General features: G+C 42.7%; 20 protein-coding genes. 8 read left to right on the top strand and 12 right to left on the bottom strand.

The window, feature by feature from the left end:
• Positions 1-16: 16 nt before the first annotated feature.
• The 6 genes from BV455_RS17385 to BV455_RS17360 all read right to left on the bottom strand — a co-directional run bounded on the left by BV455_RS17385 (position 17) and on the right by BV455_RS17360 (position 7,850).
• Entirely contained in the window at positions 17-2,215 is a 2,199-nt protein-coding gene (locus BV455_RS17385; protein WP_042410647.1) for a dihydroxy-acid dehydratase domain-containing protein, read from the bottom strand.
• Positions 2,216-2,316: 101 nt separating this feature from the next.
• Positions 2,317-3,573 carry a nickel pincer cofactor-dependent isomerase, group 22 gene (locus tag BV455_RS17380; RefSeq protein WP_017437287.1) on the bottom strand — a complete coding sequence of 419 codons (1,257 nt, stop codon included), beginning with the start codon at positions 3,571-3,573 and terminating at the stop codon, positions 2,317-2,319.
• 192 nt (positions 3,574-3,765) lie between these two features.
• A complete protein-coding gene (locus tag BV455_RS17375) occupies positions 3,766-4,818 on the bottom strand; it encodes a TRAP transporter substrate-binding protein (protein ID WP_218687470.1) in 1,053 nt (350 codons plus the stop codon).
• A 65-nt stretch (positions 4,819-4,883) separates the two neighbouring features.
• Positions 4,884-6,161 (bottom strand): TRAP transporter large permease, encoded by a 1,278-nt coding sequence (locus BV455_RS17370; RefSeq protein WP_061579497.1) that lies wholly within the window; start codon positions 6,159-6,161, stop codon positions 4,884-4,886.
• A 24-nt stretch (positions 6,162-6,185) separates the two neighbouring features.
• On the bottom strand, positions 6,186-6,776 hold the full coding sequence (locus BV455_RS17365) for a TRAP transporter small permease (RefSeq protein ID WP_081804201.1): 591 nt from the start codon (positions 6,774-6,776) through the stop codon (positions 6,186-6,188).
• A gap of 42 nt (positions 6,777-6,818) precedes the next feature.
• Positions 6,819-7,850, bottom strand: a complete 1,032-nt coding sequence (locus BV455_RS17360) for a TRAP transporter substrate-binding protein (RefSeq protein WP_061579496.1) — start codon at positions 7,848-7,850, stop codon at positions 6,819-6,821.
• A gap of 739 nt (positions 7,851-8,589) precedes the next feature.
• Between BV455_RS17360 and BV455_RS17355 the strand changes: the two genes are divergently transcribed.
• Positions 8,590-10,158, top strand: coding sequence for an IS1182 family transposase (locus tag BV455_RS17355; protein ID WP_218687463.1), 1,569 nt, complete (start codon positions 8,590-8,592; stop codon positions 10,156-10,158).
• Positions 10,159-10,278: 120 nt separating this feature from the next.
• Here BV455_RS17355 and BV455_RS17350 read toward each other — a convergent pair whose 3' ends face one another.
• On the bottom strand, positions 10,279-11,226 hold the full coding sequence (locus BV455_RS17350; RefSeq protein ID WP_017437282.1) for an aldo/keto reductase family protein: 948 nt from the start codon (positions 11,224-11,226) through the stop codon (positions 10,279-10,281).
• 226 nt (positions 11,227-11,452) lie between these two features.
• On the opposite strand from BV455_RS17350, the gene BV455_RS17345 reads away from it, so the two are divergent.
• The 6 genes from BV455_RS17345 to BV455_RS17320 all read left to right on the top strand — a co-directional run bounded on the left by BV455_RS17345 (position 11,453) and on the right by BV455_RS17320 (position 16,765).
• Positions 11,453-12,181, top strand: a complete 729-nt coding sequence (locus BV455_RS17345; RefSeq protein ID WP_017437280.1) for an amino acid ABC transporter ATP-binding protein — start codon at positions 11,453-11,455, stop codon at positions 12,179-12,181.
• A 46-nt stretch (positions 12,182-12,227) separates the two neighbouring features.
• A complete protein-coding gene (locus BV455_RS17340) occupies positions 12,228-13,088 on the top strand; it encodes a glutamate ABC transporter substrate-binding protein (RefSeq protein ID WP_218687469.1) in 861 nt (286 codons plus the stop codon).
• Positions 13,089-13,164: 76 nt separating this feature from the next.
• Positions 13,165-13,818: an amino acid ABC transporter permease gene (locus BV455_RS17335; protein ID WP_017437278.1), complete on the top strand. Its 654-nt coding sequence runs from the start codon at positions 13,165-13,167 to the stop codon at positions 13,816-13,818.
• A gap of 18 nt (positions 13,819-13,836) precedes the next feature.
• Positions 13,837-14,487, top strand: coding sequence for an amino acid ABC transporter permease (locus BV455_RS17330; protein ID WP_061579493.1), 651 nt, complete (start codon positions 13,837-13,839; stop codon positions 14,485-14,487).
• Between the two features lie 94 nt (positions 14,488-14,581).
• Positions 14,582-15,850, top strand: a complete 1,269-nt coding sequence (locus BV455_RS17325) for an ATP-binding protein (protein WP_061579492.1) — start codon at positions 14,582-14,584, stop codon at positions 15,848-15,850.
• Between the two features lie 3 nt (positions 15,851-15,853).
• Positions 15,854-16,765 carry a response regulator gene (locus BV455_RS17320; RefSeq protein WP_218687468.1) on the top strand — a complete coding sequence of 304 codons (912 nt, stop codon included), beginning with the start codon at positions 15,854-15,856 and terminating at the stop codon, positions 16,763-16,765.
• 319 nt (positions 16,766-17,084) lie between these two features.
• On the opposite strand, the gene BV455_RS17315 is transcribed toward BV455_RS17320, so the two are convergent.
• From BV455_RS17315 to BV455_RS17300, 4 genes are all read right to left on the bottom strand, one after another.
• Entirely contained in the window at positions 17,085-18,152 is a 1,068-nt protein-coding gene (locus BV455_RS17315) for a DUF871 domain-containing protein (protein WP_218687467.1), read from the bottom strand.
• A gap of 15 nt (positions 18,153-18,167) precedes the next feature.
• On the bottom strand, positions 18,168-19,523 hold the full coding sequence (locus tag BV455_RS17310; protein WP_218687466.1) for a PTS transporter subunit EIIC: 1,356 nt from the start codon (positions 19,521-19,523) through the stop codon (positions 18,168-18,170).
• Positions 19,524-19,542: 19 nt separating this feature from the next.
• A complete protein-coding gene (gene murQ, locus BV455_RS17305; RefSeq protein ID WP_218687465.1) occupies positions 19,543-20,433 on the bottom strand; it encodes an N-acetylmuramic acid 6-phosphate etherase in 891 nt (296 codons plus the stop codon).
• Between the two features lie 117 nt (positions 20,434-20,550).
• Positions 20,551-21,408 (bottom strand): MurR/RpiR family transcriptional regulator, encoded by an 858-nt coding sequence (locus BV455_RS17300; RefSeq protein WP_061579487.1) that lies wholly within the window; start codon positions 21,406-21,408, stop codon positions 20,551-20,553.
• 321 nt (positions 21,409-21,729) lie between these two features.
• On the opposite strand from BV455_RS17300, the gene BV455_RS17295 reads away from it, so the two are divergent.
• Complete coding sequence (locus tag BV455_RS17295; RefSeq protein ID WP_218687464.1) at positions 21,730-22,359, top strand: hypothetical protein; 630 nt, start codon at positions 21,730-21,732, stop codon at positions 22,357-22,359.
• Between the two features lie 151 nt (positions 22,360-22,510).
• Here BV455_RS17295 and BV455_RS17290 read toward each other — a convergent pair whose 3' ends face one another.
• Positions 22,511-24,079, bottom strand: coding sequence for an IS1182 family transposase (locus BV455_RS17290; RefSeq protein ID WP_218687463.1), 1,569 nt, complete (start codon positions 24,077-24,079; stop codon positions 22,511-22,513).
• Positions 24,080-24,265 lie beyond the last annotated feature (186 nt).

Below are 24,265 nucleotides of genomic sequence, written 5' to 3'. Positions count from 1 at the left end.
TTAATTACTTACTATTTCATTTTCCATAAACAGGGAAGATAACATCTTTTTTATAATCGTATACTGCTTCCTCGGCTACATAGAAAGGAACTACCCCATTTGCAGCATCCGTATGCCCAATTAAACGATTGCTAGCTGCAATACGCCGTTGACGTTTACGCATATTTTCTAGTCTGTTTTTCGCAATCTCTTTTCTTTCCTGTTTAATACTCTCAAATTCAAATAAAAGTTTACCGTCTTGAAAAGCACTTTCATTTAAAAACTGAATTTTCCGTTCCCGAAGGCCAATATATAGAAGATCTCCTGTTTTCAAATAGAGTATGCCTCCACCCTTAATCGCCTCGGGAGTCATATGACCAATAGCCGCACCGTATGTTACACCTGAATAGCGCCCATCACTAATGAGAGTAGCAATGCGCTTTAACTGTCTGTTCGCATTAATATGTTGCATTGGTGTAAACATTTCCGGCATACCAAACGCCTCTGGTCCTTGACCGGATATAACGACAGCTATTTTAAGTGCACCTTCTTTCACCATCGTATCGAATAATTCATCATATTCCTTGTCTTTTAACGAATCAAATAGATGCGGGGAATTATGTTTTAATACAGCGATCAAGCTTTTATAATTAAAACTACGATTTAACTTCAGTTTTTCTAACAGATTAACATCTAGAAGCCCTTCATTTGCGTCATCTTCATTCTCATAATATAGAACAAATGCAATTTTCTTATCGAACTCATCAATTTGTGTGGTTGACATTCCGCTAATTTTTACTACCGCACTTTCAAAAAAGTTTCCTGATAAAACATCAACGCCACTAAATGGCCGTTTTGGTTTAGAGAGAATAATCGGATTATTTTCAACGTTTTCGGCTGGCAATTGATCTTTCTTCACGGAAAGTCTTTCTCTCCATGTCGTTCCCGTAACCGTCGGCGCATCAATGTCCATTGGAACTCCGTTATTCATCAACTCATGAAATACGGTTTCCATTCCTCTTATTTTCCCACTGCAGCACTGAATGGCTAAAGCGTAGATATCTCTTCCTTGTGTTAAACTGTAGTCAAATAAATCTGGAATCGGTACTTCATGATGGATTTTATCGTACTCCCGTAAATCAAACTTGTACCCTCCATAAAGCATTGCTGCCACAATATGCATCATGATATTGGTAGATCCGCCAGTAGCACTGTGAATTCTAATGGCATTTTTAATATTTGCAGCCATTATATTCGTAACTCCATATATTGGGTTATTAATGAAATGCACCAAGCTATCCAGCGCGGCGTTTATTTGTTCCTGTGTAGGCGGAGCAGTTAAAAGCTCAAGTGCAGGATGAATCAGTCCCAAACCTGCTATGAGATGTCTGGAACTATTGCCAGTTCCGTTAAATGCGCACACCCCACCCTGACTATCGCAAGTTGCTACTGCTAAACGTTTTTCATAATCTTCATGTTGTTCTATTGTAATAATCCCTTTTTCTCTTGCTCTTTCCAATACACCTTGGAATGCAGTGTTTGATGAACATTGCAAAATATATGAAAGTGCATCGCGCAAATCGTATGCAATATCTTCCTCCCCTATTGACTCGGCATGCCGGGCAACTTCTTCTAATTCAGCATATAAGCGCGGGGGAATGGTTCCTCCTTTTAAAACATGCGCCGGAGCAAAAGTGGCAAAGAAAGGAGCTTCGCCTCTTTCCCTCCGAACACGATCAAGATGTGCTAAAGCACTGACAACCCCAAGCGGTTGTTTATCGCAACCTTGAATAACAAAAGCCCCATGATAGCTATGTGCTTCCATCTGATTAACAATCATCTGTGCGACAGCATTTCGACTTTGTAGGGAATAACTCATTCCTTGATTGCTCTGTGCCGTCCCGTCACACATTACTGGTGTCGAAAATTGAAACGGAACTCCTCCATTTTGCCAAATGCGAATGGCGGCTCGAGCGATCGTTTGAAAATCCATAATATGAGCAGGGTGATCAGCGGATCCTCCTATAATTGCAATTCTAGGAGCATTATTATGTAATCTGTCATATATTTCTTCCAACGTCCAATCTGGCTGCATTCCTTTTAATTCGGGACCAAGGATCTGTTTAGAACGATCAAGCAGGCCTGCCACACATATAGGTTCATTTGCTTTTCCCTGCACGTTATCACGATATGGATTGACTTTGCTCTCAATATATGGATATTTAACCGCTGGCATAATATTACCCCTTCCCCAATAAATAGAAGATTTGTTTGTGGCTATTTGAATTTGAATGAGGATAAAGTTAGTTAATACTAGACACAGAAATTATATTTTTTCTAAGTGATTGAAAAATCCATTTCGAAAGGTTCTGATAAAATCTCTATATCCTTCATTTGTCTGGCTTCATCTAAGAGACTCTCAGAAATCCAAATATCTCTAAGTACCAGCGTATTTTTTATCCTGACCATTCTGACTCTGTTCATATCAAAAGCATTGCAGGTTTTGATAGCTGCTTTCACTGCTAATTCTTCTGTTTCTAAACACATTGGTAGTTTTACTACAGAAACCACTGTGCTTGTTAAAGCATTAGCGTATCCTTTTTCCCATACGATTTGTTCCTTAACTTTATTTGTTGTGATATCAGCAAGACCAATACCATTGGCGTTGCCCTGTGTTTTTTCAGATAAACTTAATACCACTATGCGTGTCACTTCCGGGCCGCCAGTTGCATAGGGAGTAGCGTACCTGCCTGTAATATTTGGATCCATTCCATCTCCTGAAATATCCTTCCCTATTTCATCTACTACAAGCACATCAATTGGGCTAAACATAATTCTGGGCATCAATGCTTTTGCCTTTATCAATAGTTCAGGTTCCACTGTCTCGATATGCTCGGCTGGGACTGTAACAATTTTGGCAGGGCGATCATATGCATTTTCCAAAACAGCTACACCAAAAATAACTGGCGCCTTACGAATAACTATTTTTGCCATTTCAATCACATGTTTACTCATATACTTAAAGCTATATTTATGGGCTGCTTCGGCACCTTTTTGCTTACCGAGACCAATTGTTATCATTTTCATCAATCCGCTTTCAACTGGCCCCCGAAAAGCGGTATGTGGTTTAACCCTATTTATGACAATTATTTTATCTGCCTCATATGCAAGTTTATCCGTGTAAACTGGAAGCCCATTATCTAACCTTCCTACTTCTACTACTTCCATACTAGAACAAATAGGCGCACCTACAAATTCTTCTGTAACTCCCAAGTGTATTAGTACCTCTTTCTGACCTTCAGCAGTTGCCCCCCCGTGACTACCCATTGCCGGTACGATGAAAGGATTTCCACCTACCTGTTTAACAGCGTTTACGACTTCCCTAGTAATAATGGCTATATCTGCCACGCCGCGGCTTCCTACAGCAATTGCCACTCGATCGCCGGGGGAAATTCTATGGAGAACATTGGCTTGCTGAATACTCTTATGGACTGCTTTAGGAACATCTGCAATTTCAGGAGCGTGAAAGTTTTGCCTAATCTTGATCATTTTCGGAATTGGCACGTCTTTGAGCAGATCATTAATTATTCCCATTTTTCCTCCCTCTATTAAATTGATTTTTTTATTACATAAACAAACCACAGCAATAGAATTCTCTATCAGCGTATCTTTGGAGGAAATAGGGAAGAAACGCCAATACTAAAGCCAGAAGCACCTCTTCCCTATCTATCAATCCTTGCATTCATCTTAAAACCTGCTTAATAAATATTAACCATATTTTTCCAATTATTTGCGAATTTTTTCTAATTTGCTATACATTTCATTTACGAGATCTTCTCCAAATTCTTTAGCATATTTATCGATAACAGGTTTAATAGCTTCTTCCATCTTTTTCCGTTCCCCATCACTTACTTCATTAATTTTAATACCGGTTTTCTTTAACTCCTCTAATGCCTTTTTATCTTCTTGACGACTAAGCTCTCGTTGATACTTGCCAGCTTCCACAGCTGCATCCTGTAGAATCTTCTGTTCTTCTGGTGATAAGCTATCCCAGAATTTTTTGCTGACTAAGAAAACAAATGGTGTGTAAACATGCTTAGTAAGGCTTAAATAGTCTTGTACCTCATAATATTTATTAGATTTAATTGTCGCTAATGGATTTTCTTGACCATCAACTGTTTTGCTTTCAAGAGCTGTGAAAACTTCTGAAAAAGCCATTGGCGTTGGGTTAGCACCCAGTTTTTTAAACGCATCAATATGCACCTGATTTTGCATGGTCCGTAATTTTAAGCCTTTAAAATCATCTATCGTATTAATTGGATGTTTGCTATTAGTGACATTCCGGAACCCGTTCTCCCAATAAGCAAGACCAATCAACCCATGTTCAGGAAGTTTTTCTAACAATTTTTTACCTATAGGTCCGTCTAAAATCGCATCCGCTTCTTCTGCAGTATTAAAAAGGAATGGAAAATCGAATATACCGAATTCTTTGACTATTCCAACTAAAGGAGAAGTTGATGGGATAGTAATTTCTTGTGTGCCACTTTGCAGCGCCTCGGTCATTTTTAAATCATCGCCTAAAGTTGCGCTAAAATACGTTTGAACTTTCAATTTTCCCCCACTTTTTTTCTCCACTATTTCCTTGAATTTCAGAAGTCCTTGCCCTTCTGGATGATCTTCATTTAGCCCGATTCCTGCTTTAATAATCCTTTCTTGGATTCCATGATTATTAGACTTTGTTCCTCCTTGGGTAGCATTAGAACCACAAGCGCTTAGAAAAAGTAACCCCACTGATAGAAGGCTAACAATAAATTTCCTAGCCTTAAAGATTTTTTTCATACTTTATCCCCCTAACATCCTTTTCATTTTCAGTCTCCCATCCTATGACTATTGCCTAAACAAATCTAGTTAAACCATCCTAAAGGAACAGTAACTATTGAAGGGAATAAAATCAGCAACATTAATATTACAACGTGAACGATCAAAAACGGCCAAATTCCCTTAGTTAATTCCCACAAACTGAGTTTGCTGATTCCGCAGCCTACGTATAAAACTGTTCCTACTGGCGGAGTAATCAATCCAATACATAAATTAATCACCATAATAATCCCAAAATAAATCGGATCTATTCCAGCTAATTTAGCAAGCGGCAATAAAACCGGAGTAAAGATAAGGATCGCTGGTGTAAGGTCCATAACCAATCCAACCAATAATAATAAGATATTAATTATAATCATAAGTAGTAAAGGTTTATTAACTAACCCCCCTAGCATATTCGCCATTTCCGCTGGTACATTCGCCACTGTGATTAACCAGGCCGAAACCATAGCAGCAGCCGCAACGAACATAACAACACTTGTTGTTTTAGCAGCCGCAAGGAAGATTTGATACAAATCTTTAATTTTTAACTCTCTATAAATCAATGTTCCTATCAATAAGGCGTAAAACACGGCTATAACTCCTGCTTCGGTAGGAGTAAAAATCCCTCCTCTTAATCCACCGATAATAATCACTGGTAATAGCAATGCCCAAATAGCTTCGCGTACTGCAGCAAGAATTTCTTTAGTTGTTTTTCTTTTCGGCAATTCACATGTATCCCTTCTAGAAAGTATCGCCCACACAATCATTAACCCTGCTCCCATTAAAATTCCTGGGACTATTCCTCCCATAAACAATTGGGTAATAGAGACGCCTGCTGTTACACCAAAAATAATCATCGGTATACTAGGAGGAATTACAGGAGCAATAATTCCGGCGGCACAAACAATACCAGTTGACCGATTAACATTGTATTTCCTGGAAACCATCATCGGGATTAAAATCGCTCCAAGCGCAGCAGTATCGGCTACTGCCGAACCAGATAAACCAGCAAATAAAACACTTGCAATAATTGCAACAAAACCTAATCCTCCACGTATATGGCCAACAAGCGACATTGCAAAAGCAACAATTCGTTTTGATATTCCTCCTGCATTCATTAACTCACCAGCAAGGACAAAAAACGGAATTGCCATTAATGAAAAGTTATTTGCTCCGTTTATAAGATTTTGCGCAATAATCTGGCTATCGAAATTTCCCATAAAAACCATTAAGGCAATACCACTTATAATAAGTGCGAAAGCAATAGGGATGCCTATAGCTAATGAACCGAACAACGATCCTAAAAATATACCTACCATAATCTACCTCCAATTATGTAATTTAATTTAAACGGTTAATTTTGTAGAATCATTAGCGTCGATATCCTTTATATTGTTCTTTTTTTGATCACCATCACCGACCACCTGAGTGATAATTGCCTCATCAGAATTGGAAATCATAGATAACGATGCGTTCCGTACAAAAAGCGTTCGAAACATATTGACTAAGACTATAATAGCCATTCCTATACTTGTTACTACGCCTATGCCATATACTAAACCTAAAGGAGTGCCCGTCGCGGGCGCTTTGCTATCCATATTCAACACAGCCATTTTCCAGCTTCCGTTTAACAATAACCAAAGAACATATAGAACCAACAAATTGCTAACGATAAACACTACTTTTTTTGCTTTATGAGGCAATGCATTGATAACTATGTCTACTCCAAGATGCATATTTTCTTTCAAAGCAGCAATTGCCCCTAAAAAGACCATCCATACAAATAGGAAACGGGACATTTCTTCGGACCAAGTTATACCTGAGTTAAATACATAACGTAAGACAACATTACCGAATACCAAAATACACATCATGGCAAGAGTCAATACGATCAATACATTTAAAATACCATTTACTAGTTTGCTAAGTTTCTTCAATAGATTCACCATCCTTTTTCCATTTTTATCCGTTTTACTTATTTACTTAGCTTCTGCTTTTATCCTTTCATATAAGCCTTTTGCCCAATCATATTTTTTAAAAAGTTCATCATATAACGGCTGTACTGCTTCTTGCATTTGTTTAGTAAATTCTGGGCTCGGTGTTGTAAACTTAATTCCATGTTGTTCTAAAAATTTTTTATCTTCTCCATAACTCTTTTCCATAAGTTCAAATTCGTAATTGGCTGATTCTTTTGCAGCTTCTTCAATAATTTTTTGTTGCTCCAGGGTCAAACTATGCCAAAATTTACTGTTAATAATATAGATATTTGGACTAAACATATGCTTGGACTCTAGTACATTACTTTGGACCTCATACCATCCCGAAGCACGTAATGTGGCAATAGGATTATCCTGTCCATCAACCACTTTTTGTTCCAGTGCCGTAAAAACCTCTGATATTGGCATTGGCGTAACATTTGCTCCAAGTAATTTTCCTATAGTAATATAGTTAGGAATATTAGGCATTCTAATGCGTAGCCCCTTAAAGTCATCCATAGAATTTATTGTTTTATTAGACGAAAACATTCTAAACCCATTTGCACTCCATGCTAACGGATGAACACCATGCTTTTTTTCAAGATCTGCCGTAATTTCCTTTCCAATCGGTCCATTTAATACTTTTCTTACATGTTCAAAATCTTTAAATAAAAACGGCCACTCTGGTACCCCCATTTTTGGAATATCATTTTGCATAATCAAGCCAGGAATCCCCATTTCAATAGTGCCATTGCGCACACCGTCATAAAATTCCTTTTCAGCCCCTAGAGTACTATTGGGATAAATCTGTACTTTAAGAGTTCCACCTGACTTTTCTTCAACCATTTTTTTAAATTTTTCTCTCAAAGCAATATTTTGTGGATGATCTTCTGCAAAATAGTTTGCTACTTTAATCACTTTAGTTCCTCCGTTTTTCCCTCCCCCCTGTGCTGCTTGTTTTTCAGTACTACAACCTGACAAAATAACAGAAATGAAAACGAAAAACGTGAAAAAGAGTACGCCAATTTTTTTCATTTTTTTGGAACAGCTCCTCTCTTTTTTGATTTCTAGAAACAAAATTTGCTACTTATCCAACCAGAAAAGGTGAATATATTAAGCGCTTTCAAAATATATTACAAGAAAGTTTCGTTTTAAATTATAAAACCGTGTTTATTAATATAACCAAGATAAAAAGAATTTCTGTGACGGTAATCATCATCCAAAGAAGTTGTTTTTGTGTATGGGCAGAAAGCAACATTATTGTTTTATATTATAAAACACAGTTTTATAATATAGATAAAATAATTAACGCCGTTGAATCGATTTTATAATATTACAAATTTTCATAATAGTCAAGCTAAATTTTTATTAAAAATGTCTACATAATTCTGTTGAAATCCCTTCTCTTCTAATATATAGATTTTCGTTACATTTATTCAATTTTCGCAAAGATGAGCGAGTATTAATGAGATAAGTGAGATTTTAAAATAAATTTCACACGATAAGTTTGATTGTATACAGAAATTATAATCATACTGTTAGCCATTTGTTCTTCTTTTTTTCTCCCTATATTCCTTCTACACACAACTCATTTACTCTTCATAAATTTAACTTTGAATAGACAAAAATCTTTAGACTAAAAAAGAGGATGTCCCAAAAGTGTTCGCATAGCGTTCGCTTTTGGGACACTTTTTTGGATAAAAAAGAAGAAAACCGTTCCTCTTTTGGTATAATAGAGTCACCACAACCCTACCAAAGAAAGGACGGTTTTCTTATGTACATTTATTATAACCGAGATCAACTCATTTTGCCAATGGATCTTGAAATTTTCATTCCCAAACATCATCTTTGCCGGATTGTGGATCTGGCAGTGGAAAAAATGGATCCGGCTCTGTTCGTTTCCCTCTATCCTGGCGGAGGGCGTCCAGCCTATCATCCGAAAATGATGTTGAAAGTCATCCTGTATGCCTACGCCAATCGGATCTACTCCTCTCGCCAAATCGCCAAGCAGTTGAAAGAAAACATTTACTTTATGTGGCTATCCGGCCATCAAACACCGGATTTTCGCACGATCAACCGATTTCGGTCGGAACGGATGAAGGACATCATTTACGAAACGTTTTTCTCCATTGTCGATCTTCTGCGTCAAGAAGGGTTGGTCAAGTTAGAGGATTATTTTCTGGATGGAACGAAAATCGAGGCCAATGCCAACCGATATACATTCGTTTGGCGCAAATCAACGGAAAAGTACGATCAGAAACTGGAGGAGAAATTCCGGAAAATCGTTGCCTCGATCGAACAGGTGACGAAAGAAGATGAAGAGGCGGAACAAGAGGGGGATTTTCAAGAAAAGCTGGAAGCTTCACCGATCACGTCCGAAAGGATCGAAGCCGTCATCGAACAAGTGGAAGAGCGCCTAAAGAAAGAGCCGAAGAATCGTACGTTAAAGAAAGCCAAACGGCAATTGGAACAAGATCTTCTCCCCCGTAAGAAAAAATATGAAGAATACAAAGAAAGATTAGGCGAACGGAACAGTTTTTCGAAAACGGATCCGGATGCCACGTTTATGCGGATGAAGGACGACCATATGAAAAATGGCCAGCTCAAACCGGGGTACAATGTGCAGATTGGGACAGAGAACCAATTCATCACTGGATTTAGCGTGCATCAACGGGCAGGGGATGCCGGATGTTTCATTCCGCATTTGGAGCAATTGGCCGCCTATGGGCGTCCAATGCCTAAACAAGCCATTGCGGATTCCGCCTATGGGAGTGAGGAGAACTACACGTACTGTGAGAAAAAGAAGATAGTCGCCCTGATCAAGTACAACACGTTAGATCGGGAACAAACGAAAGCGTGGGCGAAGGAGATCGGCCGAATCGAGAACATGACGTATGATGAGGAGCTGGATGAGTGGATTTGCGCTAAAGGGGAACGGTTGGTGTTTGTGTATGAACGGAAGGAAACGACCGACAACGGGTACGTTACCGTCAAACGGACGTATCGTTGTACGGCTTGTGCCGGATGTCCGTTTCAGGCGACATGCGCCAAAGGCAAAGACACGAAAACCATCCGCGTTTCCTTGAAAAATCAACAACAACGGCAAGAGATCCGTAAACGGCTGTCCACGGAAGAAGGGGCGGCGACGTACCGAAAACGACAAATCGAAAACGAGCCGGTGTTTGGGCAAATCAAGCACAACCAGCAATTTCAGCGCTTTTTGTTAAGAGGGCTCCCAAAAATTACCTTGGAATGGGGGCTTATTTGTGCTGCTCACAATTTGAGAAAGTGGGCGGCCACAACCGATCCAACAAAGAAAAAACAGGATAAAATTCAGAAATAAGGAGAAATTCCTGCTTCAAAAAAGGAATAAATAACCAAATAGTAAAGAAAAGAAACAGAGGCTGTCCCCAAAAGGTCGGTTTAACGACCTTTTGAGACAGCCTCTTTCTCTCTAGTTTACCTATGCAAGAATTTGTTCAATTTTCTCAAGCACATCTTCTGTTAATTGGACGTCCACGGCTTTGACGTTTTCTTCGACTTGTTCCGGCCGGCTGGCGCCGATGAGAGCGCTCGCGACGTTCGGCTGGCGCAATACCCAGGCGAGCGCCAATTGGGAAAGGGTGATGCCGAGTTCGGCGGCTACTTTTTCTAATTGCTCGACTTTGACGAGAATTTCCTCTTTTAGTAAGTCACTCATAAACATATTGGATTTCGGGTCGCTCGCCCGGCTTCCTTCCGGCGCTTTTTGCCCGCGTTTATATTTTCCGGTCAGCACGCCTTGTGCCAGCGGCGAGAAAACGATTTGGCTAATGCCGTTTTGTTCGCAAACCGGAATGATTTCTTTCTCAATGTAACGGTGGAACATGTTATATTGCGGCTGGTTGACGACGATGCGGTCCAATAAATATTTATCCGCCGTGCCAAGCGCTTCTTGAATTTGCTGGGCTGTCCATTCGCTGACACCGACATATAGCACTTTGCCTTGACGCACAAGATCATCAATGGTACGGAGCGTTTCCTCTACCGGCGTTTCCTTATCATAGCGGTGACAATAATAAATGTCGACGTAATCTAATTGCAGACGTTTTAAGCTGGCATGGAGCTGTTCAAACACATGTTTGCGCGACAAGCCGCGGTCGTTTGGGCCGTCCCCCATCGGCCAAAACACTTTCGTCGCCAATACGTATGATTCGCGCGGATATTTGCGCAATGCTTCGCCGACGATTTTTTCTGCTTCCCCGCGGGCGTACACGTTGGCTGTATCAAACGAGTTGATTCCCAACTCATACGCTTTATCAATGACACGAATCGCCGCTTCTTTCTCAATTGAATTGCCGTATGTAAGCCAGCTGCCTAAACTAATCTCACTTACTTTCAGCCCTGTTCGCCCGAGCTTCCGGTATTTCATCGTTTTCTCCCCTTTCCAAAAGTATAGACAAATCCACTCGTACACATAATCATTATAATACTTTTAATATTCATGTGGAAATAAATTTTATAAAATATTCCGACACCTATTACATCCCACATCGCTCCTCTTAGAAGATTATCGTCGTTTTCGGTAGATTTCTGTAGTTCTTGTTTACAATCAATTCTGAAAACAACAACAATTTTCACAAAAAGGAGGGGGTTTATTGATTTATTTTCATCAAGTAAACAAATATTACGGTGATTTCCATGTCTTAAAAGATATTAATTTAACGATCCATCAAGGGGAAGTCGTCGTCATTATCGGGCCATCCGGGTCGGGGAAAAGCACATTAGTTCGCTGCATCAATCGTTTGGAAACAATTTCGAGCGGCGAATTAATCGTGGATAACGTCAAAGTCAATGACAAACACATCGACATTAACCAACTGCGGCGCAACATCGGCATGGTGTTTCAGCATTTTAACTTGTATCCACACATGACCGTATTGCAAAACATTACACTAGCGCCGATGAAAGTGCTTCGCATTCCTGAGAAAGAAGCGAAAGAAACGGCAATGTATTATTTAGAAAAAGTTGGCATTCCTGACAAAGCAAATGCCTACCCTTCCGAGCTATCCGGCGGCCAGCAACAGCGCGTGGCGATCGCCAGAGGCTTGGCGATGAAACCAAAAATTATGCTCTTTGACGAGCCAACATCAGCGCTTGACCCGGAAACGATCGGCGAAGTGCTCGACGTCATGAAACAATTGGCGAAAGAAGGCATGACAATGGTCGTCGTCACCCACGAAATGGGATTTGCCCGCGAGGTAGCAGACCGCATCGTATTTATGGACCAAGGCCGCATTTTAGAAGAAGCGCCGCCGGAAGAGTTTTTCGCCAACCCAAAAGAAGAACGGGCGAAAGTATTTCTGCGCCGCATTCTCAACCATTAATGAATGAGCAAAGAAATGTTTCGAATCAAACAAAGGGGGTTTTTTTATGAAAAGAAAAACGGTTTGGAAAATATGGATCACCCTTGCACTTATCGCATTATTGAGTATTACTGCTTTAGCCGGATGCAGCAGCGAATCATCCACGTCCAACAAAGGGGACGGGGCGAAATCGACGGAAACGTCGGCCGGGACGAACACGTTAGAGAAAATTAAAAAGCGCGGCAAACTGATTGTCGGCGTCAAATATGACTTAAACCTGTTTGGGCTCAAAAATCCGGAAACCGGAAAAGTAGAAGGATTTGATATCGATATCGCCAAAGGGTTAGCGAAAAAAATTCTCGGTGACGAAAACAAAATCGAATTAAAAGAAGTAACATCCAAAACACGCATCCCAATGCTGAATAACGGCGAAATCGACGCGATTATCGCAACGATGACCATCACGGAAGAGCGGAAAAAAGAAGTGGATTTCTCCGATGTCTATTTTATGGCCGGCCAATCGCTGCTAGTCAAAAAAGACAGCAAGATTAACAGCGTGAAAGATTTGAAAAAAGGGATGACCGTGTTAACGGCAAAAGGTTCTACTTCCGCGCAAAACATTCGCAAAGTAGCACCACAAGTCAATGTATTAGAATTTGAAAACTACGCTGAAGCGTTTACGGCCTTAAAAGCTGGACAAGGCGATGCGCTTACAACGGACAATGCGCTGCTTTGGGGAATGGCAAAACAAGATCCAAACTACCGCGTTCTTGACGAAACGTTTACCGAAGAACCATACGGCATCGCCGTCCGCAAAGGCGATAAAGAACTATTGCAAGTCATTAACGAATACTTAAAAGAAATTAAAGAAAACGGCGAGTACGACAAAATTTACGAAAAATGGATCGGAAAAAAACCGCAACAATAATACGAAAAAACAGATGAGCGGTATTGGTTTCGCTCATCTGTTTCATCTTCAGGACGAAACGAGGTGAAAAGCCGTCATGTTACGATATTCCATTTTGTTCGACCATTGGGATATGTATTTGCAAGGGTTTACCAATACGTTAAAAGCCAGTGTTCTCGCCCTCATCGGAAGCTTAGCCATCGGCATCATTATCGCCATTTTTCGGATTGCGCCGATCCGTCCGTTAAACTGGCTTGGAGCGGCCTATGTCGAATTCATCCGCAACATTCCGCTTGTTTTAATCGTCTTTGTCTTTTTCGTCGGTCTGCCCGCCGTTGGCATCCGCTTTGATCCGTTTACCGCGGGCACGCTCGGTTTGATGGTATACACCGCCGCATTTATCGCCGAAGTCATCCGTTCAGGAATATTGGCCGTTCCAAAAGGACAAATGGAAGCCGCGCGCTCTTCGGGACTGACGTACTTGCAGACGATGCGCTACATCATCTTGCCGCAGGCGATTAAAATTGTCATTCCGCCGCTTGGAAACCAATTTATCAATCTAGTGAAAAACTCATCTGTGTTAGGAGTGATCGCCGGGCTCGACCTTATGTATTTCGGCGATTTAATTTCGTCGGAAACGTTCGTCACCTTTGATGTCTATATTTTCGTCGCTCTATTTTATCTTGTATTAACCATACCGTTAAGTTTAGGCGTCGGCTATTTGGAACGCCGCCTGGCCAAAACCCGGTAAGCGAGGAGGGACACAGCGATGGACTTTGCCGGTGCATACGCCCCAGCGCATCTCACCTTTTTATTGCAAGGATTTTTAGTGACGTTAGAAGTTGCGTTTATATCCATTATTTTTAGTTTTATCTTTGGAATCATCATTGGTGTGATACGCTATACAAAAATCCCTGGCATTTCGCAAATTTTTGCTGTTATGGTGGAAACGATTCGCAATCTCCCGCTGCTTTTGATTATTTTCTTTACGTATTTCGCCCTTCCGGAAGTAGGGTTGAAGCTGGATAAATTTTATGCCGCCATTGTCGCCCTAGTTGTCTTTGAATCAGCGATGCTGTCGGAAATTGTGCGCAGCGGGCTCAACTCGATTGACAAAGGGCAAATGGAAGCGGCGCGCTCTTCCGGGCTCACGTATGTGCAAACGTTATGGTATATCATTTTGCCGCAAGCCTTGCGCCGAATGGTGCCGCCAATTGTCAGTCAATTTATTTCATTACTGAAGGATACATCGTTAGCGATCGTTATCTCCCTTCCAGAATTGATGAACCATGCGCAAATTATTAACGGACAAAATGTCAACTATGTCATTCCAATTTTCATTTTAGTAGCGCTGATGTATTTTGCTGTCAATTATTCACTGTCGCTTGTTTCTCGAAAACTGGAATACAGACAGCGCTAATCTAGGAAACCTCGTGTAATTAGGTCTATTTTCCCCCCTTTTGTTATATAATAGAACAAAAAAGGGGAAACAGCGTGTGGACAGGGGAAAAACAATGCATGAACGGCTTTTGATGATCACCATCCTCATCATGGCTACCGCCTTCTTCGGCGAAATGAAAATTAATCCGTTTGACAGCCCGTTTCGATTCTCATTAGGAGGAGCAGTATTTTTTTTCGGACTCATTTCCTTTGCAGCGCTTCCCCCGCTTATAATCGGGATTTGTGCAGGCTGTTTCGTCGTCATTTTCCGCGTTCTTCTCGATCTATTGACAGGAGAGGCGGCTGTTGCCGATAGCTTTTTCACCCATGCCCCGGCGGCATGTTACTATATCAGCTTTGCTCTCATCGTATCCGCAGTTCGCTTTCGCCGCTTGATGAAAATGCCAATCCGTGCCGGGGTGTTTGGCGCGGGGCTTGACTTTTTTTCCAATGCTTGTGAATTGTTGGTCCGCTATTTGCTAGGCGAACCGTTTACCGTTACCTATCAATCAATGGTTGTATTAGTATTGTTTGCGATTTTACGCAGCTATTGTGTCATTGGAGTGTACAATATTTTGATGACCAAACATTTCCAGTCACTGGCGGAGGCGCGAAAGCAGGAATTAGAACGATTGCTTATGATTAACACAGGAATGTATGAGGAAACGTTTTATTTACAAAAATCGATGCAGTTAATCGAAGAAATTACTCGCAAAAGCTATGAACTATATTCCTTTTTAATAGAAGGAAAAAAAGTTGAACCGCACGCTGCACTTTATATCGCCGAACATATTCATGAAGTGAAAAAAGATGTACAGCGCGTTTTCGCCGGCCTGTCCAAATTAATCGGACGCCAGCCGCTGCAAGAACGTCTTCCGATTGATGAGCTGTGCGGCATGGTAATTCGCGCAAACGAAAAATATGCCGAGATGGCGGGAAAAACGATTACATTTACGCATACATGCCCAGTAGATTTGTCCACCGATCACGTCTACCCGCTGCTTTCGGTTCTTAACAATTTAGTGGCCAACGCGGTGGAAGCGATTCCGTCGACCGGTGCAATCCATCTGCATGCGCGGTTGCAGGAACGCCACCTTGTGATCGAAATTACCGATACCGGAACGGGCATCGCCAAAGAAGACGCGGCTTGGATTTTTCAGCCCGGTTTTACGACCAAATATGATTCATATGGCAATCCATCAACAGGCATCGGTCTTACTCATGCGCGCGATATCATGCAAAGCTTCTCCGGACACATCGAACTTGTCAAAAGCAAACCAGGGCAAACGGTGTTTCGCCTAACCATCCCGACCGATCAACTGTTAAAGAAAGGAGGAAGATAACCGATGGCACTTCGTTTTTTTCTCATTGAAGATGATGCCGTCGTGCGGAAAATGCTTGAAAAAATCATTCACGAAAACGAGCTTGGCGAAGTCGTCGGACAGGCGGACGACGGACTGGATGTTTCGGCGGACCAGCTGTTTTCCGTCGACGTCGTGCTGATCGATTTATTAATGCCGGGACGCGACGGCATTCAAACGATCAAAAAATTGAGAGAAGAAGGATTTGCCGGCCAATTCATCATGATCTCGCAAGTCGAAAATAAAGAAATGATCGGGCAGGCCTATCTTCATGGAGTAGATACATATATTCAAAAGCCGATCAACCGCTATGAGGTCGTATCGGTATTAAAACGCGTCGCAGAGCACATTTCTGTTTTGCAGTCGCTTCAGTCTATTCGGCAAATGCTCGAAGTATTGGATAAACCAAAAACATCTCCATCTCTATTGTCTCTAAATGAACAGACGAATCTCGAGCAGCAAGCCCAGCAGCTTCTCCTGCTGCTCGGCATCGCCGGGGAAGCGGGAAGTGCCGATTTATTGCTGATCATGCGCTGGTTGGCGGAAAAAGAAGCGCAAGGGCAAACGATTCATGAGCTTCCTCCTTTAAAAGAATTATATATGGAATTAATACAGCAAGCACACCATGCGGCGGAGATCACCAAAGAAGTGCGCGCGCTCGAACAGCGCATCCGCCGCCTCGTGCTGCAAGCATTTACCCATCTCGCTTCCCTCGGTCTTACCGACTATACGAATCCGACTTTTGAATATTTTGCCCCGCGCCTTTTTGATTTTGCAGAAATCCGCAAGCGCATGAAGGAACTTGAGAATGGGGACAAAACATCAAAATGCCGCATTAACGTGCGCAAATTTTTAACCGCGTTTTATATGGAAGTAAAAAAAGCACAGCTCTCCTAGTCAAACTGCTGGAGGAGATCTTTGCGTTATCTCCCGCTTTTGCATCTGTTGTTGAACAACTAACGCGACGCATTCGTCTTCATCCATTGGCTTGCATCAGGCGGCGCACACTGCAGATGTTTGACAGCATGAGTACAGCTGTATGTAAGATAATCGATGTTCCGGCTAGAATCTTAGTCGGGGAGGTTCGCCCTTAATGCCGGAATTTCCGCAACAAATGATTTCATCCAATCCCCCCTACAAATCTCGTTTTCTTTATGATGCCATCGCTCTAAAAAGTCACTTACCTCCAAATAAAAAACCACCAATAAAGGTGGTTTTACGTTGTCCGCATGAGACGAAAGCGCTGTCCCCCGCCAACATACGCAAGGAGGGGAAGATCATCTTCCATAATTCTTCCTACTACATTTACTTTCTCGTTAGCAGGGAGGTCGGTTAGTGTTATTTGCAGCTCGCCGGCATATCGTCCGTATTGGTTATTATCGATCGTCACGCTCCCTTTTTCTCTTGGAATCATATAAGCAGGCCGCAGCGCGTCATCCGGCCATGACAACGATAAACGGGATTCGGCGGAACGAATCACGTCCCTGGCGGCATCGCGCCGGTTTGTATGCACCGTTTCCACGAGCGAAAGCCAATCATAGACAGCGAGCGGCCGGTAACGCAGCGGAATAATGCCATCTTGAAACTCTTTTATTCGCATAAGGGCATCATCCGTTACGGAAATATCACCAATGAATACTTTATCTACGTTACAATCTCGCACTAATTCCGCGTACGCGCAAAGCGGATCCATATGCCGATGTGCTTCTAACGTAGGTAGCCCTTGATGGAGCGGACCTCGTTTTTCTTTATTTCCCGGGATGAACGCGGCAATCGTTTGAATTCCTTTCCGGCGTAGAGTTTGGTTTTTTCGAATGACCGTTTCTTTCGATAATCCCGTTTCCGGACGCGGGTAAAAATTATGCCACGCTTCAATATGGTCCCAGTTGGCGCTCTTGGCGGCCAGTTCGCCGCATTCTCTTTCTGTTAGTGTGCTGGCATTGAGCACCACTTTGATTTGATGAGAAAAATGCGCCGCCTCCTTCATCGAAAAGCCATCGTCAAGCCGCAGCCCAATGATCCCCCAGCCGCGCAACGCAGGAAGCCGCTCCCCGCTTATTCCTAATTTCGTGAGCGAAGCCGGGGTGACGTCGGCGACAACCCCGACCCCGCAGCGTTTCGCAAGCTCCCCTATCCGTGGAAGCTTCTGATGATACTTATCCAAATCATCTTCGGGAATGTGAAGAGATGTAAATAATTCCGTGCATCCGTACGCGCTTGCCTGCTGAAACTTTTTTTCGATTTGCTCCAACGGCTCTGAAAAATAGAAAGAAAAGGAAAACATAGCTGCCTCCCGATTTTAAACGTTTTCCGCCATTTCTTCTTTAAATCCGAACAAATACGTAAAAATGAAGCCAAACGTATAGGAAATCACCAATCCAATAAAATACGTGATATATTTTCCTTCGGCGATGAGCGGAATAAGCGATAAACCAGACACGCCGATGCCAAGCGCCGCTGTTTTCATGACCGCTTGAAACGCCCCGCCAACCGCCGCACCGAGACACGCGGTTAAAAACGGCCGGCCTAACGGCAGAGTGACCCCGTATAACAACGGCTCGCCAATTCCTAAAAATCCAACCGGCAGCGCCCCTTTAATAATGTTGCGAAGCCGCTTGTTTTTCGTTTTGACGAAAATCGCAATCGCCGCGCCGACCTGGCCTGCCCCCGCCATCGCTAAAATCGGCAAAATCGGAGTCGAGCCGATTTTATTAATAAATTCCATATGAATCGGCGTCAGCCCGTGATGCAATCCAACCATTACGAGCGGCAAAAACGTTCCTGCCAACACCGCACCGGCAATCGCACCGCCAATATCCAACACCGCTTTAATGCCGCTGGTGATGCCTAACGACAGCCATCCCGCAATCGGTTGTACCGCAATCAATGTAAATAAGCAAACAATAAGTACAGTAATCAGCGGGGTAACAATAATATCGACCGCATTGGGAACAAATTTGCGCACATACTTTTCAATGACCGCCATCAGCCATGCCGCCAACATGACAGCGAACAACCCGCCCCGTCCTGGAGTAAGCGCTTCGCCAAAAAGCTTAACATCAGCAAGCGCCGGGTTAAATACTAAAATACCGGCAATCGCGCCTAACACCGGAGTGCCGCCAAACTCTTTCGCCGTATTGTAGCCGACTAAAATGCCGAGTGAGGCGAAAATGCCGCCGCCAATAAGCAGTAACAGCTGCAGCCATGTTTCCGTCGGATCAACTCCAGCGTTTTTCGCAAAGTTGGCGATCCCGTTAATGATTCCTGACGCAACAAGGCCTGGAATCAACGGGATGAAAATGCTGCCGATTTTCCGCAGCAGCCGCTTCAACGGCGTTTGGTTGCGCGCTTTGATTTCGGCTTTTGTCCGCTCCGCCACATCTTCTTCGATTACTTCGCCAAGCTCCAACCCTGTCAGCTCGCACAGCGCCGCGGCCACCTTGTTGACTACTCCCGGACCGACGACGATTTGCAACGTTTCATCCTCAATAACTCCCATTACTCCTTCGATTTGTTTCAACGCGGCAATATCTGCCTTGTGCGGAGCGCGCAATGACATGCGCACCCTTGTCATGCAATGGGCAATGCGCGTGATGTTTTCCTTTCCCCCAAGCCGCTCTAATATTGCCGCGGCCATTTGTTGTTCCCGTTTCATTTTTCCTCTCCCCTTTTGTTTATGATTGAAGCGCTTTGCGCACAAAACCGTTTGCTTTTTGCAGGCGCTCTTTTGCTTCCTCATAGCTGCATTGCCGCAAAATCATCACGATCGCCGTCTTGACATTTCCATGTGCTTCCATATAATAGCGCGCCGCCATATTCGCATCCACGCCTGTCGCTTCCATAATAATCCGCTTTGCTCGCTCTTTCAGCTTCCCATTCGTTGCCTGGACATCAACCATCAAATTTTTATACACTTTTCCGATTCCAATCATCGAAGCGGTCGAAATCATATTGAGCACCATTTTTTGCGCCGTTCCCGCTTTTAGACGGGTCGAGCCGGTCAATACTTCCGGTCCCGTTTCGACTTCAATGCTAACGTCGGCATATTTGCTTATTTCCGCCCCTTTATTGCAGGCGATGCTTCCCGTTGTCGCACCGATTTGTTTCGCGTAGCGAAGGGCGCCAATCACATACGGCGTGCGCCCGCTCGCAGCAATGCCAACGACAACGTCTTTGCCCGTCAACGAAACCTTTTGTAGATCGCGGACTGCCAACCCCTCATCATCTTCCGCCCCCTCGATGGCGTTTGTGAGCGCTTCCAATCCACCGGCGATAATTCCTTGCACCATTTCTGGATCGGTCCCAAACGTCGGCGGACATTCCACCGCATCCAAAATGCCAAGCCGACCGCTCGTTCCCGCACCGATATAAATCAGTCTGCCTCCTTGTTGAAACGAATGAATTACTTTTTGCACCAGCTTTTCAATTTGATCTAATTGTTTGGAAACCGCAAATGCAACAGTCTGATCTTCTTCGTTCATCACTTGCAAAATTTCCTGTGTCGTCATTTCGTCTAAATTTTTCGTTTTCGCATTGCACTGTTCGGTTGTCAGATGTTCTAGCAATCTTTTCACCTTCTTGTTTGGTTATGAAATTTTATTTCTCAATTTTATTATATAATTACGAAATAAAATATCAATCTATGACGAAAAAATAAAAGCGAGTTTGCACCCTCGCCTTTTCTACCTTCTTAAGCGCACAACTTCTTCTCGTGTTTCATGGAATTTTTTGATCACCCGGCTGCCCACTTGGTGAAAAGTAATTAAATAAAGCGCATCAATTACGTTCAGCTGCGTCATTCTCGATGCCATGCTTCCGATGCGATGGTCTTGTTCGACATCGGGGAGGCATAATTTAATATCGGCTTCTCTATATAACGGGGAGGAAGGGTCGAGCTTGGTGATGGCGATCACCGTGGCATGTTGTTTTTTCGCAAACCGTGAAATTTCCAGCACATCCTTTGTCCTTCCTGAGGTGGAAATGGCGACAAACACATCCCCTTCTTTTAAATTGGCGGCAAGCGGAAGCATCGTGTGAAAATCTGGGGACATCGCCGATACATAACCGAGTTTCGTAAATTTATAGCAGGCATCCATGGCCGAAGCGGCGGAACCGCCGACCCCGTAAAACAAAATTTTACCCGCATTGACGATTGCTTCCGCCGCTTTTTCCAATTCGCGTTTATCAATGGTCGTCGTCGTAGCTTCAATAGCCGCTTTATTGACATACGTGACTTTATTGAACAAGTCATACGGCGCATCTTGCTTTTCAATAACGGAAAAATCATTGATATTCATATCGGCGATCGTCAGTTCGCGGACGAGCGCCAGCTTTAGCGCCGTAAAGCTGCCGATGCCGATCGTTTTGCAAAAGCGCACGACGCTCGCCTCGCTTGCCCCGGCGTTTCGTGACAATTCTTTTGTCGTCATATTCGGCACAAGCTCCGCATGTTCCATAATATACGCAGCTATCTTTTTTTCTGCTGGTGAAAATCGTTCCATTTGATTTTCGATTTTCGCTAAAATGCTCAGCTGCTTCATGATCTTCCCCTTTCTAGCGATGCCCGCCATTCTCCTGTATTTTCATCATACCATACGGTTTTACGACAAATATAGACTAAGCCAAGTTCTTGACAGCTGTATTTGTACACCTGCAAATTTGAATAGGATGGGAAAATTTACTGATATAACTGTAATTTGTTTTGGCTTATATTTGAGTAAAAAGCCTTTTTACTAGAGTTGGTTGAGTATGAATGAACATAGTTGAAATATTATGATGAGTCTTACGGAAAGTTTTAAGGATAAAAAATTTTAATCGATTGAAGATAAAAATCAATTGGAATTAAGAGAGGATTATTAGAAATGAGTTGGGAAAAGGTTGTTTTACCCTTCATTGGCTTTGCTTTTTTACTTGCGTCAATTATGTTTCTCCACAAAGGATGGACATATAGTGAATCAGACCGTAAGTATGTGGACCATGCAAATCCGAATAATGGATCTATCCTTGATGAACTGTTACAAATTTCTTCAATATTACCAATTCCAATTGCTAGAATAATTTATTTAAGTGTCGGAGCTATATATCTCTTTACCTCCCTCCTTCTTAATTACTTTGTTTATACAGTATTTTTTCCTTTCACTAATTGGCTGGCTATTATGATTGTTGCCATAATTACTTTAGTTTCTACTCCATTTGGAGTAAAATTGCGCAAAAAAGCAGAACCGTCTGATGAAGCGGTTGATGATCATATTCAACAGATTCTTCGTTGCCAACCCATTAGAAAGTTATATGAAAATGAAGATTATACCTTTCTGTTTCATCATAATTATGCCATTCGTTCTTGGTTATTTGATGTAAACCTAAAAAAGCTTCAAGAAAACAATCTCTATTTACAAAAAATAGAAAAGAAGCTTCTGGAAAAACTTATTAGTGAACGAATGTGTACCCCGTCAGAAGAAAGAGGAATAGACGAAAATGAAAAGTTGATTTAATATGAAGAGTCTGACCGGAGAAAAGGTTTTACTTCTGAATAAAAAAAGAGGCTGTCTCAAAAGGTCGTTAAACCGACCTTTTGGGGACAGCCTCTGTTTCTTTTCTTTACTATTTGGTTATTTATTCCTTTTTTGAAGCAGGAATTTCTCCTTATTTCTGAATTTTATCCTGTTTTTTCTTTGTTGGATCGGTTGTGGCCGCCCACTTTCTCAAATTGTGAGCAGCACAAATAAGCCCCCATTCCAAGGTAATTTTTGGGAGCCCTCTTAACAAAAAGCGCTGAAATTGCTGGTTGTGCTTGATTTGCCCAAACACCGGCTCGTTTTCGATTTGTCGTTTTCGGTACGTCGCCGCCCCTTCTTCCGTGGACAGCCGTTTACGGATCTCTTGCCGTTGTTGTTGATTTTTCAAGGAAACGCGGATGGTTTTCGTGTCTTTGCCTTTGGCGCATGTCGCCTGAAACGGACATCCGGCACAAGCCGTACAACGATACGTCCGTTTGACGGTAACGTACCCGTTGTCGGTCGTTTCCTTCCGTTCATACACAAACACCAACCGTTCCCCTTTAGCGCAAATCCACTCATCCAGCTCCTCATCATACGTCATGTTCTCGATTCGGCCGATCTCCTTCGCCCACGCTTTCGTTTGTTCCCGATCTAACGTGTTGTACTTGATCAGGGCGACTATCTTCTTTTTCTCACAGTACGTGTAGTTCTCCTCACTCCCATAGGCGGAATCCGCAATGGCTTGTTTAGGCATTGGACGCCCATAGGCGGCCAATTGCTCCAAATGCGGAATGAAACATCCGGCATCCCCTGCCCGTTGATGCACGCTAAATCCAGTGATGAATTGGTTCTCTGTCCCAATCTGCACATTGTACCCCGGTTTGAGCTGGCCATTTTTCATATGGTCGTCCTTCATCCGCATAAACGTGGCATCCGGATCCGTTTTCGAAAAACTGTTCCGTTCGCCTAATCTTTCTTTGTATTCTTCATATTTTTTCTTACGGGGGAGAAGATCTTGTTCCAATTGCCGTTTGGCTTTCTTTAACGTACGATTCTTCGGCTCTTTCTTTAGGCGCTCTTCCACTTGTTCGATGACGGCTTCGATCCTTTCGGACGTGATCGGTGAAGCTTCCAGCTTTTCTTGAAAATCCCCCTCTTGTTCCGCCTCTTCATCTTCTTTCGTCACCTGTTCGATCGAGGCAACGATTTTCCGGAATTTCTCCTCCAGTTTCTGATCGTACTTTTCCGTTGATTTGCGCCAAACGAATGTATATCGGTTGGCATTGGCCTCGATTTTCGTTCCATCCAGAAAATAATCCTCTAACTTGACCAACCCTTCTTGACGCAGAAGATCGACAATGGAGAAAAACGTTTCGTAAATGATGTCCTTCATCCGTTCCGACCGAAATCGGTTGATCGTGCGAAAATCCGGTGTTTGATGGCCGGATAGCCACATAAAGTAAATGTTTTCTTTCAACTGCTTGGCGATTTGGCGAGAGGAGTAGATCCGATTGGCGTAGGCATACAGGATGACTTTCAACATCATTTTCGGATGATAGGCTGGACGCCCTCCGCCAGGATAGAGGGAAACGAACAGAGCCGGATCCATTTTTTCCACTGCCAGATCCACAATCCGGCAAAGATGATGTTTGGGAATGAAAATTTCAAGATCCATTGGCAAAATGAGTTGATCTCGGTTATAATAAATGTACATAAGAAAACCGTCCTTTCTTTGGTAGGGTTGTGGTGACTCTATTATACCAAAAGAGGAACGGTTTTCTTCTTTTTTATCCAAAAAAGTGTCCCAAAAGCGAACGCTATGCGAACACTTTTGGGACATCCTCTTTCTCTTTAGTATAAAAAGAAATTGAACAAAGACACTCATGCCAATTTTTTGACA

This window comes from Parageobacillus caldoxylosilyticus (genome assembly GCF_019272935.1).
Classification (GTDB): domain Bacteria; phylum Bacillota; class Bacilli; order Bacillales; family Anoxybacillaceae; genus Saccharococcus; species Saccharococcus caldoxylosilyticus.
Note: the sequence above shows the minus strand (reverse complement) of the source record. Positions and strands in the feature narration are given on the sequence as shown.